Consider the following 15,777-nt stretch of genomic DNA (forward strand, 5'->3'; position numbering starts at 1 on the left):
CGTTCATGGAGCCCACGACACTCAGCACGGACCGATTGGTACTGCGGCCTCTCGTCCCCGCGGACGAGGCCGAGATCTACGCCGCGGCACAGGACGCGGACATCCAGCGCTGGACGGCAGTCCCCTCCCCTTACGAGCACGCGGACGCGCACGCCTTCGTGAACGAGATCGCGCCGAACGGCTGGCGCGAGGGCACGGCCATGCCCTTCGCCGTACGCCTGGGGGCCGAGGGCCCCCTGGTCGCGGCCGTCGGCGTGCACGTCCGCGGCGCCGGGGACCTCGCGAGCCACGAGGTCGGCTACTGGGCGGTCAAGGAACACCGCGGCCGGGGCTACATGACCGAGGCGGTCCTGGCCGTCGCCCGCTGGGCCTTCACCGAGCTGGGCGCCGCACGGCTGGAATGGCGCGCCGAGGTGGGCAACGCGGGCTCCCGCGCCGTGGCCGAGAAGGCCGGCTTCCGGGTCGAGGGAGTCCTGCGGGCCGGCATCGAGCAGCGCGGCACCTCCCGCGACTGCTGGGTCGGCGCCCTGCTCCCCTCCGACCTGGGCCTGCCCTCGCGACTGCCGTACCTGCCCGCTGTCAGTGGCACGGCCTAGTCTTCGGGGATGACTTCGGGCACCGCTTCGCTCTCCCTGTCCGCCGGCGACGCCCGGCGCATCGCCCTGCGCGCGCAGGGCTTCCTCGGGGCACCCGACCGGCGTGGCGGGGTCCGGGGGGTCCTGCGCCACCTGGGCGCCGTACAGCTGGACACCATCTCGGTCCTGGCCCGCTCGCACGAGCTGATCCCGTACGCGCGCCTGGGCGCGGTGGGCCGGGGCACCGTGGAGCAGGCGTACTGGTCGGACCGGCACGCCTTCGAGTACTGGTCGCACGCCGCCTGCATCCTGCCCATCGAGGAATGGCCGCATTTCGCGTTCCGCCGCCGGGCCAACCGGACACGCGGCCACCGTTGGCACATCCTCCAGGACAAGCAGCACTCGACGCGGGCGGTCCTGGACCGGCTGAAGGCGGACGGCCCGCTGACCTCCACCGAGCTGGGAGGCGCCAAGAACGGCGGCGAGTGGTTCGAGTGGTCCGAGACCAAGATCGCGGTGGAGTGGCTGCTGGACACCGGCGAGGTGGTGTGCAGCGAGCGCCGCGGCTGGAAGCGGGTCTACGACCTCCCCGAGCGGGCCGTTCCCGACGCGCTGCTCCACGACGACCTGGACGACCGCGAGTGCGTACGCCGCCTGGTCGCCCTGGCGGGCCGGTCCCTGGGTGTCGGCACCCGCGCCGACATCGCGGACTACCACCGCCTCAAGGGCGAGCAGTTCGACGCGGTGGTCGCGGACTCCGGGCTGGTACCGGTCGAGGTGGAGGGCTGGTCCAAGCCGGCCTGGGCGGACCCGGCGGCTCTCGCGGAGGCCCCCCGGGGCCGCCACCGCACGACGCTGCTCTCGCCCTTCGACTCCCTGGTCTGGGACCGTCCCCGGACGGAGCGGATCTTCGGCTTCACGCACCGCCTGGAGGCGTACGTGCCCAAGCCGAAGCGGATACACGGGTACTTCGCGATGCCGCTGCTGGCGGGCGGCCGGCTCCAGGGCCGCGTCGACCCGGCCCGCGAGGGCCGCACGCTGGTCGCCCGGCAGCTCTCGCTGACCTCCCCGAGGGCCGCGGTCCCGATGGCGCGGGCCCTGCGGGAGGCGGCGGAATGGGTCGGCTGCGAGGACGTGCGCGTCGAGCGCGCGAGCTCGCCCGCGGAAGCGGCGGCCGTCACCGCGGAACTGGCCGCGCTCTAGGATCCGGGCGCTGGGCGCTGGGCGCTAGCGGATTTCGAGGATCTTTTCCCGCATCGCGTAGACCACGGCCTCCATCCTGGAGTGCAGCTGCAGCTTCTCCAGGATGTTGCGGACGTGGTTCTTCACGGTGTTCTCGGAAATGAACAACTCCTTGGCGATATCACGGTTGTTCATACCGGTGGCCACCAGTTTCAGGACCTCCAGCTCCCGGTCCGTCAGCCGCGGCGCGGGCACCAGCCGCCGCTCGTCGGTCCGCTGGATCATCGACTTGAACTCAGTCAGCAGCTTCGACGCCATCGACGGGCTGATCTGCGACTGGCCGTCCGCCACCGCCCGGATCGCCGTGGCCACCTCGTCCGTCGAGATCTCCTTCAGGAGGTACCCGGTCGCGCCCGCCTTGATCGCGTCGTAGAGGTCCGCCTCCTCGTCACTGATCGTCAGCATGATGATCTTCGCGGACGGGGCCACCTCCTTGATCGAGGTGCACGCCTCGATCCCGCCGCGCCGGGGCATCCGCACGTCCATCAGCACGATGTCCGGAAGCAGGTCGGCCGCCTTGTCCACAGCCTCCGCCCCGTCCCCGGCCTCGCCCACGACCTGGATGTCCTCCTCCTGCGCGAGGACGATCTCCAGTCCCCGCCGGAAGAGCGCGTGGTCGTCGACCACGAGCACCCTGATGGGCTCCCGGGCGGCCTCCTGCGAAGGGTCCGTCCCAAGGCAGCCATCGACGCCGCCGTCCCCGCGCACCGGCCCGAAGCTGTCCGCCATCGTTCCTCCCCCTGCATGTGCTCAGCTGCTGGGCCAACCGGACACACACCGCAGCCGGTTGACTGCACGCCATGATTCCATGCCCGCACCGCGGCCCGGGGGCCAAAAGTGAGCCACCTGGCGCATACCCGTCGCACACCCGTCATGCAGGTGCCCCCGCACAGGCGCCGGAGCGCCTGCGCGGGGGCGATGAACAGATGTGCTCGGCCTCGGCCCCGGCCTCAGCCGCCGAGCGCGCCACCGGCGCCGCCCCGCGGCTCCTCCGAGCTGGAGGCACCGTCGGGGTTCACGTGGATGACGCCGTAGTCATAGGCGTGACGGCGGTAGACGACACTGGGCAACTTCGTCTCGGAGTCGACGAACAGATAGAAGTCGTGGCCGACCAGTTCCATCTCGTACAGGGCCTGGTCGAGCGACATGGGTGCGGCCGAGTGGGTCTTCTCGCGGACGATGAGCGGGCCTTCGCCCTGCACTTCGAGGGATCCGATCCGGGTGATCGGTACCCCGTCCGCCTTCTCCTCCGACACCGGCTGGCCGCTGCCGTTCAGCGATGCGACGCCCGGCACCACGTCGGCGACCTCCGCCGCCGAGAGCCGGCCGTTGCCACGGCGGGTGTAACGCTTGTCGTGCTGCTTGCGCAGCCGGGCCTCCAGCTTGTCCTGAGCGAGGTCCAGCGCCGCGTACGCGTCGGCGGCGGCGGCCTCGGCACGGATCACCGGGCCCCGCGAACGCAGGGTGATCTCCACGCGGTCGGAACGGTCGGCCTGGCGCGGGTTGTGCTCCTTGGACACCTCGACGTCCAAGCTGATCACCTTGGCGTCGAGCTTCTGGATCCGCTCCGGATTCAGCTTCTCGGCCACGTGCTTCCGGAACCGCTCGGGCACCTCGGTCTTGCGGCCCTTGACGACGATGTCCACGCAGAACTCCGTTCCCGGATAGCTCCGCCCGACGGGGCGAAGCGTCTCCCTTTCGCACCAGACTCCGGTGAAGGCCGGAGCCTCGGACTTGGCGACTTTCACCTCCTCCTCCCCCATCGGCAAGATCAACACCCCACCGACTTCGGAGTCGAGAGACAGTCTCCTGAGTTCCTTACAACCGAACATATCCCTCTATGGCGGTTGTCGGCACCCGGTACCGGAATGTACTTCCAGTCAGGTGACTGTTCCCTCTTACTACCTGCAACGATGGGCCTTCCCCGCCAGTTCCAAATCTATTCACAAGATTTTTGTTCTGTCCGAGTTGCTCAAACGCGTGGCGCCCGTTCGATCCGCCTGAAGGAGTCCGCCGGCGCGGCCACCACCGCCGCCCCCAGCACCGCCCCCGGGCCCGCCACCAGCCCCGCGGCGCGCGCCGCCCGGGCCGCCTCCGCCAGCGTCGCCCCCGTGGTGATCAGGTCGTCCACGAGGACGATCCGGGCCGCCCCGGCCGTGAGCCGCCGCCCGCCCCCGCGCACCCCCAGCGCCCCCGTGAGGTTCTCCCGGCGCTGCCGGGCCCCCAGCCCCGCCTGGTCCGCCACCGCCCGCCGCAGCCCCAGTACGGGCGCCACGCGCGCGGGAACACCGGCCCGGCGCAACCGCCCCGCGGCCGCGAGGGCGATCCTGCGCGCCGGATCGTGCCCGCGCGCCCGGACCTGCCGCCGCGCCGACGGGACCGGGACCAGCACCACATCCCCCGCACCGCCCGCACCACCGGAACCGCCCGCACCGCCCGCCAGGACAGCCGCCGCCAGGGCAGCACCGAGCACCCCGGCCAGCGGCAGCGCCCCGCGCTCCTTGTGCGCCAGCAGGAGGCTCCGTACGGCCCCCTCGTAGACGGCGGCGGCCCGCACCACCGGCAGCCCCGCGGGCCGCGGAGACGGCCGCACCGGCCCTTCCCCGGCCCCGCTCAGCGCATCCCGGCACTCGGCGCACACCAGCACCCGGACCGCCCCGCAGCCGGCGCAGTCGACCGGCAGCACCAGCCCGGCGAGCTCCTGCCACCACCCACGCATGGCTCCACACTGACGGACGGGGCCGCCACACGCGCCCCCTGTGGACAACCCGCGCCGGGGCAGGTCAGCCCGGGTACACCGGAGACCGGCCGCCCGCCGCCACCGTGCGCCACTGCGCCCCCGGCGGCAGCCACACGATCCCGTCCTCCGAGTACGCGACCACCGGCTTCGGCTTCGCCTCGTCCTCCGTGGCCGCGACCGCCACCTCCGACAGCCCGGTGGCCCCGGGCAGACTCGCAGCGACCATCGAACCGTCGGCCAGCATGTAGCGGGCCTGCTGCACGCCGCCGTTCTCCCGGCCCACCACGAGCAGCCGCCCGCGCGGCGCCCAGCTCATGGCCGTCACATCGACCATCTGCGGGGCCGCCGGACGCAGCTCGCGCACCGACACCGCCGAGGAGTCGTTCTTGCCGTCGGGCCGCTCGATCCGCCCGACGTAGAGGACCTTGTTGCCGTCGGGCTGCTCCACCAGCAGCGCGATCCGCGCCCCGTCGGCGGACGCCTTCAGCGAAGCGATCTTCCGGCCGTCGAGCCCCGCCACCTGCACCTTCTCCGGCGTTCCGGCACCACCGGGCACCCGCCACAGCCCCGGGGACTGCGGATCGCGGTCCGCAACCCACAGATCACCCGAAGCGTCCCAGCTCGGCGCGGTCAGCATCGGCGCCTTGCCGCCCTTGCCGATCGGCATCGGCTGCGGCATCGCCCCGCTCCCGACCAGCGCCACGACGTACAGCGCGTGCTCGTCCTCGGAGACCACGGCCGCGCGCCGCTCGTCGTGCGAGACCGCCGCCGACCTGACCTTGAACCCGGGCGGCGTGGCCAGCGGCCCCGGCACCGGTTCGGGCTTGGCCTGCTGGTCCTCGCTGCTCGTGTCCAGCTTCATCCGGACCAGCCGCTTCTCGTTGTCGACGAAGTACTGGAACTCGGGGATCTTGGGCCGGCCCGCGATCGCGGCCGCGCTCACCTCGCTCACCGAACACAGCGAGGTCGACTTGCCGCCCGCCCGCACCAGTTCGACCTGGTCGAGCCGGGAGCCCGTCAGATCCTTGACCGTGTACAGGAGTTGGGTGGCCATCTTCTTGCATTGCGGCTGCGCGACGTTCTCGGCCTTCTCGTTGAGCGGCACGCGCAGCGTGTTCTGCCCGTCGTACGAAAGGGACTTGGTGCCCGGGCTCAGTTCCGTACCGGTGGGGAAGCTGGACTCCACGACCGGGGCGAGCCACCGGGACGGCCCCGCCAGCAGCGACTGGACGGTCTGCGTGGTCGGGTCCATCCGCGAGTCCGGGTCGGTGCGCTGACGCACGTAGACGGGATCGGCGACGAGCGTGCCGCCCGCGAAGTAGTACTTGTTGACCGGCATGTAAATGCGCTGGAAGTCCGACTCGCTCAGCACGAGCCCGCTCGGCGGGGTCGAGATCCGCCACTGCTTGTCCTCGTTCTGGACGAGCTGGAGGAACTCCTCGTACTCCCTGGCCCCGGTCTGCGGCTGGTACGCGCTGTGCTCGTCGACGGTCGCGAGCTTCTTGCCGGTCACCTTCCAGCGGGGCCCGTCCGGGTCCTTCTCGCCCCGGTTCGGAACCCGGTTGAGGCCCGAGGAGAGCACGGTGACGGCGGAGCCGGGCTTCCAGTTCTTCGCGGCAGGCTCGGTGAGGTACTTGCGGGCCGTCTCCAGCTGCGGGTCGTCGCTGGTCATCGCCTCCAGGAAGCCGTCGACGATCTCCGCCGGGCTGGCCTTGTCCGCGGGCGGTACGCCGAACACCCGGACCTGCGAATCCACGCCCTGCGAGGCCTGCACCGGGCGGATGTCGCCCCGGTCCGGCATGGAGGCGCAGCCCGCGAGCAGCAGCCCGGCCGCACCGAAGGCGTACGCCCGTACGGCACGCAGCCGTCGGCGCCGCACCCGCGCACGCCCCGCCCGTGCGTCCAAGGGCTCAGCGTCCATCGGCTCGGTCCTCCTGTTGTGCCTGCTCGGCCGGGCGGGCCACGACCCGGGCCCCGTTCCCCGGCAGGGCCGTCGGGTCGGCGGGCACCGGCATCGCTCCGGCGACGGGCGAGCGCGGCGGTATCGACGAGCGGTCGCCCGCGTCGGCGGGCGTACGCTCCGCCGCGCCGCCCGCTGCCTCGGCGGCGGCCCTGGCCCGGTTGGCGCGGTTGGCCCGGGAGTCCTCGGGCTCCAGCGGGATGGGCGAGCCCCGCAGCGGCTCGTCGGCCGTGCGCGGCAGGGTCAGACGGAACTGCGAGCCGCCGCCCGGCTCGCCCCAGGCCTGCAGCCAGCCTCCGTGCAGCCGGGCGTCCTCGACGGCGATGGACAGGCCGAGGCCGGTCCCGCCGGTCGTGCGCGCCCGCGCCGGGTCGGCCCGCCAGAAGCGGTTGAAGACGCGGGTGGCCTCGCCGGGCTTCAGCCCGACCCCGTAGTCCCGTACGGCGACGGCGACGGCCCCGCCCGCGGACGCCAGCCGGACCACCACGTCGCGGCCCTCGCCGTGCTCCACTGCGTTGACGACCAGATTGCGCAGCACCCGCTCCACCCGCCGGGCGTCGGCCTCGGCGATGACCGGCTGGGTGTCGCCCAGGACCCGGATCCGGGTGCCCTTGTGCTCGGCGAGCGGCTCGGCGCCGTCGATGACCCGGCGGACGACGTCACGCAGGTCGATGGGCTCGGCCTCCAGGGCCGCGGCCCCGGCGTCGAAGCGGCTGATCTCCAGCAGGTCGGCGAGGAGCGACTCGAACCGGTCGAGCTGCCCGGCGAGCAGCTCGGCGGAGCGCGCGGTGATCGGGTCGAAGTCGACCCGGGCGTCGTGGATGACGTCGGCGGCCATCCGGACCGTCGTCAGCGGGGTGCGCAGCTCGTGCGAGACGTCCGAGACGAAGCGGCGCTGCATCCGGGACAGCTCCTCCAGCTGCTGGATCTTGTTCTGGAGGTTCTGCGCCATCTTGTTGAAGGCCTCGCCGAGGCGCGCGATGTCGTCCTCACCGGTGACCTTCATCCGCTCCTGCAGCCGCCCGGCCGAGAGCCGCTCGGCGATCCCGGCGGCCATCCGGACCGGGCTCACCACCTGGCGTACGACGAGCCAGGCGATGCCGCAGAGCAGGACGACGACGAACAGGCCCGCGGTCACGATGGTGACCTTGATCAGGTTGAGGGACTCCTCCTCCTGCGTGAGCGGGAAGAGGTAGTACAGGTCGTACGGGTCGCCGTTGATGTCCGAGAGCCGCTTGCCGATGACCAGCGCCGGCTCGGGCTCCTTCGCCCCGTCCCCGCTGGTGTACCGGATCTCGGAGAAGGTCTTGAAGGCGCCGGTGGCACGGTTGACGGCCCGGCGCAGCGGCAGCGGGACGCTGGCGGTCGGGTCCACGTTGCCGGAGGCCCGGGCGCCCTTGACGCCCTGCGTCCCGGGCAGCGCCTCATCGCCCGTGCCCGCGCCGAGCGCGACGACCTCGAAGGCGGTCTGGCCACCACTGGCCAACTGCTTGACCAGGGAGTTCATCCACGTACTGGCGTCCCGGCCGACCTTGTTGTCGATGGCGTCGGGCCCGTCCACCGTGGCCGGGGCGTTGGCCTTCTCCTGCGCCACCGCGAACCCGCCCGCGGCCTGGCTCTGCGCCGCCTCCTCCTTGGCCTCGAGGAGACCCTTGCTGACCTGGGCGATGACGACGAACCCCAGGGCGAGGACCACGGCGAGCGAGATCAGCAGGGTGGCGGCGACCACCCGGAGCTGGATGTTGCGCCGCCACAACCGGACAGCCGGAAGCAGCGGCCGCCGCGCCAGGCGTACGAACAGCCGCAGTACCCGGCTGCTCGACGCCCGGTCCCGGAACAGCCGGCCGAAGCGCAGTTTCCACACGCGGGAGCCGCCCGGAACCCTGCCGGACACGCCGGACGTACCGGACTGCACGTCAGCTGGGTCCGGCCTTGTAGCCGACACCACGCACCGTCACGACGATCTCGGGGCGCTCCGGATCCTTCTCGACCTTGGAACGCAGACGCTGCACATGCACGTTGACCAGGCGGGTGTCCGCCGCGTGCCGGTAGCCCCAGACCTGCTCCAGCAGCACCTCACGGGTGAACACCTGCCAGGGCTTGCGCGCGAGCGCGACCAGCAGGTCGAACTCGAGCGGGGTCAGCGCAATCGAGGCACCGTCCCGCTTGACCGAGTGCCCGGCCACGTCGATGACCAGGTCACCGATGGCCAGCTGCTCGGGCGCGGGCTCCTCCGACCGGCGCAGACGGGCCCGGATGCGGGCCACCAGCTCCTTCGGCTTGAACGGCTTCACGATGTAGTCGTCGGCCCCGGACTCCAGACCCACGACGACATCGACCGTGTCGCTCTTCGCGGTGAGCATGACGATCGGCACGCCGGACTCGGCCCGGATCAGGCGGCACACCTCTATGCCGTCCCTCCCGGGCAGCATGAGGTCAAGCAGCACCAGGTCCGGCTTCGCCTCCCGGAAGGCAGCAAGTGCCTTGTCACCGTCCGCTACGAACGACGGCTCAAAACCTTCTCCACGCAGCACAATGCCGAGCATCTCGGCCAGCGCGGTGTCGTCGTCGACGACAAGGACGCGTCCCTTCATGGTTGACATCATCCCATTAGCTAATCGTTACCCGGCGGTGAGCTGTCCCACAGCCAAAAGGGCTGGAAATCGCCCCTCGGACCTGCGTCGAGATCAGCTCCACCAGTCTGCCCCCGAACGGGGCGACTATTGAAGGTACGGGCTGCGAAGACCCCGCAGCACCGCCCGGGACCGTCCGACCGGTCGGGATCGCCCCGGACCGACCCTTTCCGCCCCGCCACCGCACCCGATCCGCCGCCCACCCCCTACTCCGTTCGGGCCCCCCACGTGGCACGATGGCAGCGACCAGCGCCCCGCCGCGGCAGGCGCACATGAAGGAGTGACGATGAACGACTCTCCGGGCTGGGCTACGCCCGGATCCTCTCCGTCCGACGGCGAGCGGCCGGGCACCGAAAGCGGCGCGCAACAGCCCGCACAGCCCACACCGCCCGCCGGCGACCCGAAGTGGTCCGCCGAGCAGCCGCCGCCCGGTCAGTGGTCGAGCCCGGGCACCACGCCCGAGGCCCCGCAGTCGCAGCCCACCACGGGCTGGGGCCGGCAGCCAGGCACCCCTCAGACGGGCCAGTACGGCCCCCAGCACGGCTACCCGGGCGGTCCCGGCCAGTGGGGCCAGCCCCCCGCCGCCAAGCCCGGAGTGATCCCCCTGCGGCCCCTGGGCCTCGGCGAGATCCTCGACGGCGCGGTCGCCACCATGCGCACCCACTGGCGCGCGGTACTGCCGATCACCCTCGTCGTGGCCACCGTCGTCCAGGTGATCAGCGTGATCGTCCAGAAGTTCATGCTGGACGACCTCGCCTTCGCCACGGGCCCGAACGCCGGCCCCGAAGAACTCATCGACTCGCTCGGCAGCACCCTCGGCGCGTCCGCGGTGATCCAGTTCATCCAGGTCCTCGGGACCATCGTGGTCACCGCGATGCTCACGATGGTCTTCAGCCGCGCCGTGCTCGGCCAGCACTCCTCGGTCTCCGACGCCTGGCGCGAGGCCCGCCCCCAGCTGCTGCGCCTGATCGGGCTCACCCTGCTGATGGCCCTCGGCGCCATCCTGCTCGGCGCCATCCTGATCCTGCCGGGCGTCCTCGCCGACTCCGTCGGCCTCGCCGTCCTCGGCTTCGTCGTGTGGCTGCCGCTCCTGGTCTGGCTGGGCATCAAGTTCACCCTGGCCTCGCCCGCCCTGATGCTGGAGAAGAGCACCGTCCTCAAGGCCTTCACGCGCTCCTCGAAGCTCGTCAAGGACACCTGGTGGCGCATCTTCGGCATCACGCTGCTCACCGCCGTCATCGCCTTCTTCATCTCGGGGATGATCGTGGCCCCGTTCCAGATCATCAGCCTCTTCGCCTTCAGCGGTGGCCTCGACGCCATGGCGGACGGCACCGGCATGAACAGCTGGGGCGCACTGATCGCCCCCGCGATCGGCCTGATCATCGCGCAGACCATCGTCATGCCGTTCCAGTCCGGTGTCACCGTGCTCCTCTACGTCGACCAGCGCATCCGCCGCGAGGGACTCGACCTGGAGCTCGCCCGGGCCGCCGGCCTCGAGAACTACGGCACGACCGGAGGCTGACGCACAGATGATGAGTACGGGGGGCCTCATCACCCGCGCCACGGCGCTCCTGCCGAGCGCCGAGACACCACCGGTGACGACACCGCGCGAACCCGCCAGGGAAGCGGCCGAACGCGAACTGTCCAAGCCGATGTACCACGAGAACGACCCGAGCCTGTTCGACCGCGCCATGCGCAAGTTCTTCGACTGGCTCGACGACATGCTCGGCGCCGCCTCCGGGGCGACCCCCGGAGGCGGCTTCGGCCTCCTCGTGATCCTCCTCCTCGTGATCCTCGCCGTCGGCGCCCTCTGGTGGCGCCTCGGCACCCCCGGCCGGATCACCACCGGCGCCGGCGTCCTCTTCGCCGACGGCACCCGCAGCGCCGCCGACCACCGCACCGCCGCCGACGCCCACGCCGCCGCCGGCCGCTGGACCGAAGCCGTCCAGGAGCGCATGCGCGCCGTCGTCCGCTCCCTGGAGGAGCGCACCCTGCTCGACCCGCGCCCCGGACGCACCGCCGACGAGGCCGCCGCCGAGGCCGCGGTCTCCCTCCCCGGCCACGCCGCGGAACTCCGCGCCGCCGCCCGTACCTTCGACGACGTCACCTACGGCGGCCGCACCGCCGACGCCGACACGTACGCCCGCCTGCGCGCCCTCGACCTCACCCTGGACCGCGCAAAGCCGCTGCTGACGGGACCCACCGCATGACCGGCCCGACCGATCCGGCCCCGCCGACGGCAACTCCGGCCCCGCCGGCGCTCGATGCGCTCGCGTCCGGGGGCAGCACCCCCGGCCATGACCCCGCACACGCAAACGCACCCGCACCCGCGCCCGCGCCCGCCGCAGCCGGCGACTCGCGCACCCGCCGCCTGCGCCAGATCCGCCGCGCCCTCACCGCCGTGGCCGTCCTCGCGGCCGGCGCCATCGCCATGGCCGCCCTCAACTCCGGCACCCGCCACGGCTACCTCGACCCCCGCACCACCGACCCCTTCGGCAGCCGCGCCGTCGCCGAGCTCCTGAAGGAACGCGGCGTCACCACCCGCGTCGTCACCACCGCCCGCGAGGCCGCCGACGCCGCGGGCCCCCGCACCACCCTCCTGGTCACCGACCCCGACCGGCTCGGCGCCACCCAGCGCGGCGTCATCCGCTCGGCCATCGACCTCTCCGGCGGCCGCACCGTCCTCCTCGCCCCCGGCAGCCACAGCCTCACCGACCTCTCCCCCGGCGTGCACACCGCGGGCGACGCCGACACGGACCGCCCCGACCCCGGCTGCACCCTGCCCGCCGCCACCTCGGCCGGCCGCGCCGACACCGGCGGCGGCCTCCGCTACACCACCGCCCTCCCCGGGGCCACCGCCTGCTACCCCAGCGGCGGCGACCCCACCCTCCTCGTCCTCCCCACCGGCCCCACCGGCGGCGACACCGTCCTCCTCGGCTCCGAGACGATCCTGCTCAACGAGTCCCTCGCCGACGAGGGCAACGCCTCCCTCGCCCTCCAACTCCTCGGCTCCCGCCCGGACCTCGTCTGGTACCTGCCGTCCCTCGCGGACTCCGACCCCGACACCGCGCCCTCCGGCGAGGACAAGAGCCTCCTCGACCTCGTCCCGGCCGGCTGGTCCTGGGCCCTGCTCCAGCTCTTCGTCGCCGCCGCCCTCGCCGCCCTCTGGCGCGCCCGGCGCCTGGGCCCCCTCGTCACCGAGAAGCTCCCCGTCGCCATCCGCGCCTCCGAGGCCACCGAAGGCCGCGCCCGCCTCTACCGCAAGGCCGACGCCCGCGACCGCGCCGCCACCGTGCTGCGCGCCGCCACCCGCGAACGCCTCGCCGCACTGGTCGGCGTACCGCACACCCAGGCCCACGACCCCGCGGCACTGGCCCCGGCCGTCTCCGCCCGCCTGACGGGCGAGCCCCGGGACGTGGCCGCCCTCCTCTTCGGCACCACCCCCTCCGACGACGCGGCACTCGTCGCGCTCGCCGACCACCTCGACGCCCTCGAAAGAGAGGTCCGTACGTCATGACGTACCCGGCCACCGAGTCCACGGCAGTGACCGCGGACAGCGCCCGCGCTTCCCTCGAAGCGCTCCGCACCGAGATCGGCAAGGCCGTGGTCGGTCAGGACTCCGCCGTCACCGGACTCGTCGTCGCGCTCCTGTGCCGCGGCCACGTCCTCCTCGAAGGCGTCCCCGGCGTCGCCAAGACCCTCCTCGTGCGGGCCCTGGCCGCCTCCCTCGAACTCGACACCAAGCGCGTCCAGTTCACCCCGGACCTGATGCCGAGCGATGTCACCGGCTCGCTCGTCTACGACGCCCGCACCGCCGAGTTCTCCTTCCAGGACGGCCCGGTCTTCACCAACCTCCTCCTCGCGGACGAGATCAACCGCACCCCGCCCAAGACCCAGTCCTCGCTCCTCGAAGCGATGGAGGAGCGCCAGGTCACCGTCGACGGCACCCCGCGGAAGCTGCCCGACCCCTTCCTCGTCGCCGCCACCATGAACCCGGTCGAGTACGAGGGCACGTACCCCCTCCCCGAAGCCCAGCTCGACCGCTTCCTCCTCAAGCTCACCGTCCCCCTCCCGTCCCGCGCGGACGAGATCGGGGTCCTGACCCGCCACGCCGCCGGATTCAACCCCCGCGACCTGCACGCCGCGGGCATCCGCCCGGTCGCCGGCCCGGCCCAGCTCGAAGCCGCCCGCCAGGCCGTCGCCAAGGTCTCCGTCTCCCCCGAGATCGCCGGCTACGTCGTCGACGTCTGCCGCGCCACCCGCGAATCGCCGTCCCTCACCCTCGGCGTCTCCCCCCGCGGCGCGACCGCCCTGCTGGCCACCGCCCGCGCCTGGGCCTGGCTCACCGGCCGCGACTACGTCACCCCCGACGACGTCAAGGCCCTCGCCCTGCCGACCCTGCGCCACCGCGTCCAGCTGCGCCCGGAAGCGGAGATGGAGGGAGTCACGGCCGACGCCGTCATCACGGCGATCCTCTCCCACGTCCCCGTACCGCGCTGATGGCCCTCACCGGACGCGCCGCCCTGCTGGCGGCCCTCGGCAGCATCCCGGTCGGCCTCCTCGAACCGAGCTGGACCGGAATGCTCGCGGTCAACGGCCCGATCGCACTGGCCTGCGCGCTCGACTGCGCCCTGGCGGCGCCCGTACGCGGCCTCGTGCTGGCCCGCTCCGGAGACACCTCGGTCCGCCTCGGCGAACCGGCGGAGGTCCACCTCGCCGTCACCAACCCCAGCCGCCGCAAGCTCCGGGCCCGCGTCCGCGACGCCTGGCCCCCGAGCAGCTGGCTCCCGGGCACCGAGACCGCCGCATCCCGCCACGAGGTGGTCGTCCCCGCGGGCGAACGCCGCCGGCTGACCACCCGGCTGCTGCCCACCCGCCGCGGCGACCGCCGGGCCGACCGCGTCACGATCCGCTCCTACGGCCCACTGGGCCTGTGGGCCCGCCAGGGCTCCCAGGTGTCCCCCTGGACCGTCCGGGTCCTGCCGCCCTTCACCAGCCGCAAGCACCTCCCGTCCCGCCTGGCCCGCCTGCGCGAACTGGACGGCCGTACGAGCGTCCTGACCCGCGGCGAGGGCACCGAGTTCGACAGCCTCCGCGACTACGTCCCCGGCGACGACACCCGCTCCATCGACTGGCGCGCCACGGCCCGCCAGAACAAGGTGGCCGTCCGCACCTGGCGCCCCGAACGCGACCGGCACATCCTCATCTGCCTCGACACCGGCCGCACCTCGGCGGGCCGCGTCGGCGACGCCCCCCGCCTGGACTCCGCGATGGACGCGGCCCTGCTCCTCGCAGCCCTGGCCACCCGCGCCGGCGACCGCGTGGATCTCCTGGCCCACGACCGCCGCCCCCGCGCCCAGGTCCAGGGCCGCTCGGCGGCCGACACCCTCCCGTCGTTCGTCAACGCGATGGCCCCGCTGGAAGCAGAGCTGGTCGAGACGGACGCCAGGACCCTGGTCTCCACCATCCTCCGCAACGCCCCGCGCCGGTCCCTGGTGGTCCTCCTGACGAGCCTGGACGCGGCCCCGATCGAAGAGGGCCTGCTCCCGGTGCTCCCCCGCCTCACGCAGCGCCACACGGTCCTGCTGGCTTCGGTCGCCGACCCTCATGTCGCAGCCATGACAAGCTCACGGGGCACGGTGGACGCGGTCTACGAGGCCGCCGCCGGCACCCAGACCCAGTCCCAGCGCCGCCGCACGGCCGACCAGCTCACCCGCCACGGCGTCCACGTCGTCGACGCCACCCCGGACACCCTGGCCCCGTCCCTGGCGGACGCCTACCTGGCCCTGAAGGCCGCCGGCCGCCTCTGAGGAGCGAAGGCTCAGCGGTTCAGATCGAAGACGCCCACTCCCTGCCCCTCATAGGCCTTCGGCTCGACCGTGGCAACCAGCGCCTGCGAACCCCACTCGGGAAGGTGACGTGCGGCATGGACGGCGGCTGCGACACCGACCGGCACTCCGTCGCGGCACATCCGTGCCACAGCCAGGACGGCCGGATAGTCGAGGTCGAGCATGTGGATCACGTCGAGCTGGCCGATGTGCTCGGCGATCCCCGCGAGAACCACGTCGGCCTCAAGGACCGACAGGACCGGCACCCACAACCGCGCCGCATCGAGATGGGCATGGTGAATCAGCGCGGACACCTGCCGATTCCCGGACAGCGCAAGCAAGGACGGCGTGTCCAGGACGAGGTGGTGCTGGATCACGCGGCCGCGTCCTCCTGCCGCGCGAAGGCCTCACGGAGCTTTCGGCCCATGGCCGTACTCTCCTCATCGGTCACGTCCACCCCGAAGTGCTCGGCCATATAGGCCCGGGCCCGCTCCGCCCGCTCCCGCCGCTCCTCTGCGGTCAGCGTCGTCTCGGCAAACTCCTGCACCAGAGACCGGATGGACGTCCCGCGGGACTCAGCGATGACGGCCAGGCGGTCTCTCACCTCGGCCGGCACGCGGATCATGGCATCAGACATGCTCCCAGTATACGACCACGTAAACATCGCCGTGGGGTGAACGCAGAAAAGCCCCGCACCGAGCCCTGTAAGGGCTGGTGCGGGGCTTCCGCAATGATTGTTCGGCGGCGTCCTACTCTCCCACAGGGTCCCCCCTGCAGTACCATCGGCGCTGAAAGGCTT

Annotated in this window: 15 protein-coding genes; 7 read left to right on the plus strand and 8 right to left on the minus strand. The window is 72.6% G+C overall.

Features of this window, described 5'->3' with window-relative positions; all coding sequences use genetic code 11:
- Positions 1-5: 5 nt before the first annotated feature.
- Together ACFY04_RS05200 and ACFY04_RS05205 are read left to right on the plus strand one after the other, a co-directional pair.
- Positions 6-596, plus strand: a complete 591-nt coding sequence (locus tag ACFY04_RS05200; protein WP_389114262.1) for a GNAT family N-acetyltransferase — start codon at positions 6-8, stop codon at positions 594-596.
- 9 nt (positions 597-605) lie between these two features.
- Positions 606-1,778, plus strand: a complete 1,173-nt coding sequence (locus ACFY04_RS05205) for a winged helix-turn-helix domain-containing protein (RefSeq protein WP_389114263.1) — start codon at positions 606-608, stop codon at positions 1,776-1,778.
- A 24-nt stretch (positions 1,779-1,802) separates the two neighbouring features.
- Here the strand turns inward: ACFY04_RS05205 and ACFY04_RS05210 are convergent, their stop codons facing one another.
- The 6 genes from ACFY04_RS05210 to mtrA form a co-directional block, all read right to left on the minus strand.
- Complete coding sequence (locus ACFY04_RS05210) at positions 1,803-2,546, minus strand: response regulator (protein ID WP_389114264.1); 744 nt, start codon at positions 2,544-2,546, stop codon at positions 1,803-1,805.
- Between the two features lie 221 nt (positions 2,547-2,767).
- Entirely contained in the window at positions 2,768-3,463 is a 696-nt protein-coding gene (hpf, locus tag ACFY04_RS05215) for a ribosome hibernation-promoting factor, HPF/YfiA family (RefSeq protein WP_389114292.1), read from the minus strand.
- Between the two features lie 326 nt (positions 3,464-3,789).
- Positions 3,790-4,536: a ComF family protein gene (locus tag ACFY04_RS05220; protein ID WP_389114265.1), complete on the minus strand. Its 747-nt coding sequence runs from the start codon at positions 4,534-4,536 to the stop codon at positions 3,790-3,792.
- Positions 4,537-4,600: 64 nt separating this feature from the next.
- A complete protein-coding gene (locus tag ACFY04_RS05225; protein ID WP_389114266.1) occupies positions 4,601-6,478 on the minus strand; it encodes an LpqB family beta-propeller domain-containing protein in 1,878 nt (625 codons plus the stop codon).
- The gene (gene mtrB, locus ACFY04_RS05230; RefSeq protein ID WP_389114267.1) at positions 6,468-8,432 is read right to left on the minus strand and encodes an MtrAB system histidine kinase MtrB; all 1,965 of its coding nucleotides are present in this window, start codon (positions 8,430-8,432) and stop codon (positions 6,468-6,470) included. Before mtrB ends, ACFY04_RS05225 begins: the two co-directional genes overlap by 11 nt.
- Position 8,433: 1 nt before the next feature.
- Positions 8,434-9,123, minus strand: coding sequence for a two-component system response regulator MtrA (gene mtrA, locus ACFY04_RS05235; protein WP_189747360.1), 690 nt, complete (start codon positions 9,121-9,123; stop codon positions 8,434-8,436).
- A 313-nt stretch (positions 9,124-9,436) separates the two neighbouring features.
- Here mtrA and ACFY04_RS05240 point away from each other — a divergent pair, with 313 nt between their 5' ends.
- From ACFY04_RS05240 to ACFY04_RS05260, 5 genes are read left to right on the plus strand one after another with little or no spacing between them, the layout of a single operon-like run.
- Positions 9,437-10,672: a hypothetical protein gene (locus ACFY04_RS05240; RefSeq protein ID WP_389114268.1), complete on the plus strand. Its 1,236-nt coding sequence runs from the start codon at positions 9,437-9,439 to the stop codon at positions 10,670-10,672.
- A gap of 7 nt (positions 10,673-10,679) precedes the next feature.
- A complete protein-coding gene (locus ACFY04_RS05245; protein ID WP_389114269.1) occupies positions 10,680-11,360 on the plus strand; it encodes a DUF4129 domain-containing protein in 681 nt (226 codons plus the stop codon).
- A complete protein-coding gene (locus ACFY04_RS05250) occupies positions 11,357-12,667 on the plus strand; it encodes a DUF4350 domain-containing protein (protein ID WP_389114270.1) in 1,311 nt (436 codons plus the stop codon). The genes ACFY04_RS05245 and ACFY04_RS05250 overlap by 4 nt, the downstream gene beginning before the upstream one ends.
- Complete coding sequence (locus ACFY04_RS05255; RefSeq protein WP_389114271.1) at positions 12,664-13,650, plus strand: AAA family ATPase; 987 nt, start codon at positions 12,664-12,666, stop codon at positions 13,648-13,650. Before ACFY04_RS05250 ends, ACFY04_RS05255 begins: the two co-directional genes overlap by 4 nt.
- Positions 13,650-14,960: a DUF58 domain-containing protein gene (locus ACFY04_RS05260; RefSeq protein WP_389114272.1), complete on the plus strand. Its 1,311-nt coding sequence runs from the start codon at positions 13,650-13,652 to the stop codon at positions 14,958-14,960. Before ACFY04_RS05255 ends, ACFY04_RS05260 begins: the two co-directional genes overlap by 1 nt.
- A gap of 11 nt (positions 14,961-14,971) precedes the next feature.
- On the opposite strand, the gene ACFY04_RS05265 is transcribed toward ACFY04_RS05260, so the two are convergent.
- Both ACFY04_RS05265 and ACFY04_RS05270 read right to left on the minus strand, forming a co-directional pair.
- The gene (locus tag ACFY04_RS05265; protein ID WP_389114273.1) at positions 14,972-15,355 is read right to left on the minus strand and encodes a hypothetical protein; all 384 of its coding nucleotides are present in this window, start codon (positions 15,353-15,355) and stop codon (positions 14,972-14,974) included.
- Complete coding sequence (locus tag ACFY04_RS05270; protein ID WP_389114274.1) at positions 15,352-15,615, minus strand: hypothetical protein; 264 nt, start codon at positions 15,613-15,615, stop codon at positions 15,352-15,354. The genes ACFY04_RS05265 and ACFY04_RS05270 overlap by 4 nt, the downstream gene beginning before the upstream one ends.
- Positions 15,616-15,777: the final 162 nt, after the last annotated feature.

This window comes from Streptomyces sp. NPDC001549, from assembly GCF_042894025.1.
Taxonomy (GTDB): Bacteria; Actinomycetota; Actinomycetes; order Streptomycetales; family Streptomycetaceae; genus Streptomyces; species Streptomyces kutzneri.

Excerpts from the sequence above, each read along its gene's own strand:
- ACFY04_RS05250 (WP_389114270.1), top strand. The coding sequence starts at position 11,357 with ATGACCGGCCCGACCGATCCGGCCCCGCCGACGGCAACTCCGGCCCCG.
- ACFY04_RS05225 (WP_389114266.1), bottom strand. The coding sequence starts at position 6,478 with ATGGACGCTGAGCCCTTGGACGCACGGGCGGGGCGTGCGCGGGTGCGG.
- ACFY04_RS05210 (WP_389114264.1), bottom strand. The coding sequence starts at position 2,546 with ATGGCGGACAGCTTCGGGCCGGTGCGCGGGGACGGCGGCGTCGATGGC.
- ACFY04_RS05205 (WP_389114263.1), top strand. The coding sequence starts at position 606 with ATGACTTCGGGCACCGCTTCGCTCTCCCTGTCCGCCGGCGACGCCCGG.
- ACFY04_RS05240 (WP_389114268.1), top strand. The coding sequence starts at position 9,437 with ATGAACGACTCTCCGGGCTGGGCTACGCCCGGATCCTCTCCGTCCGAC.
- mtrA (WP_189747360.1), bottom strand. The coding sequence starts at position 9,123 with ATGATGTCAACCATGAAGGGACGCGTCCTTGTCGTCGACGACGACACC.
- ACFY04_RS05255 (WP_389114271.1), top strand. The coding sequence starts at position 12,664 with ATGACGTACCCGGCCACCGAGTCCACGGCAGTGACCGCGGACAGCGCC.
- ACFY04_RS05245 (WP_389114269.1), top strand. The coding sequence starts at position 10,680 with ATGATGAGTACGGGGGGCCTCATCACCCGCGCCACGGCGCTCCTGCCG.
- ACFY04_RS05200 (WP_389114262.1), top strand. The coding sequence starts at position 6 with ATGGAGCCCACGACACTCAGCACGGACCGATTGGTACTGCGGCCTCTC.
- ACFY04_RS05270 (WP_389114274.1), bottom strand. The coding sequence starts at position 15,615 with ATGTCTGATGCCATGATCCGCGTGCCGGCCGAGGTGAGAGACCGCCTG.
- ACFY04_RS05220 (WP_389114265.1), bottom strand. The coding sequence starts at position 4,536 with ATGCGTGGGTGGTGGCAGGAGCTCGCCGGGCTGGTGCTGCCGGTCGAC.
- ACFY04_RS05260 (WP_389114272.1), top strand. The coding sequence starts at position 13,650 with ATGGCCCTCACCGGACGCGCCGCCCTGCTGGCGGCCCTCGGCAGCATC.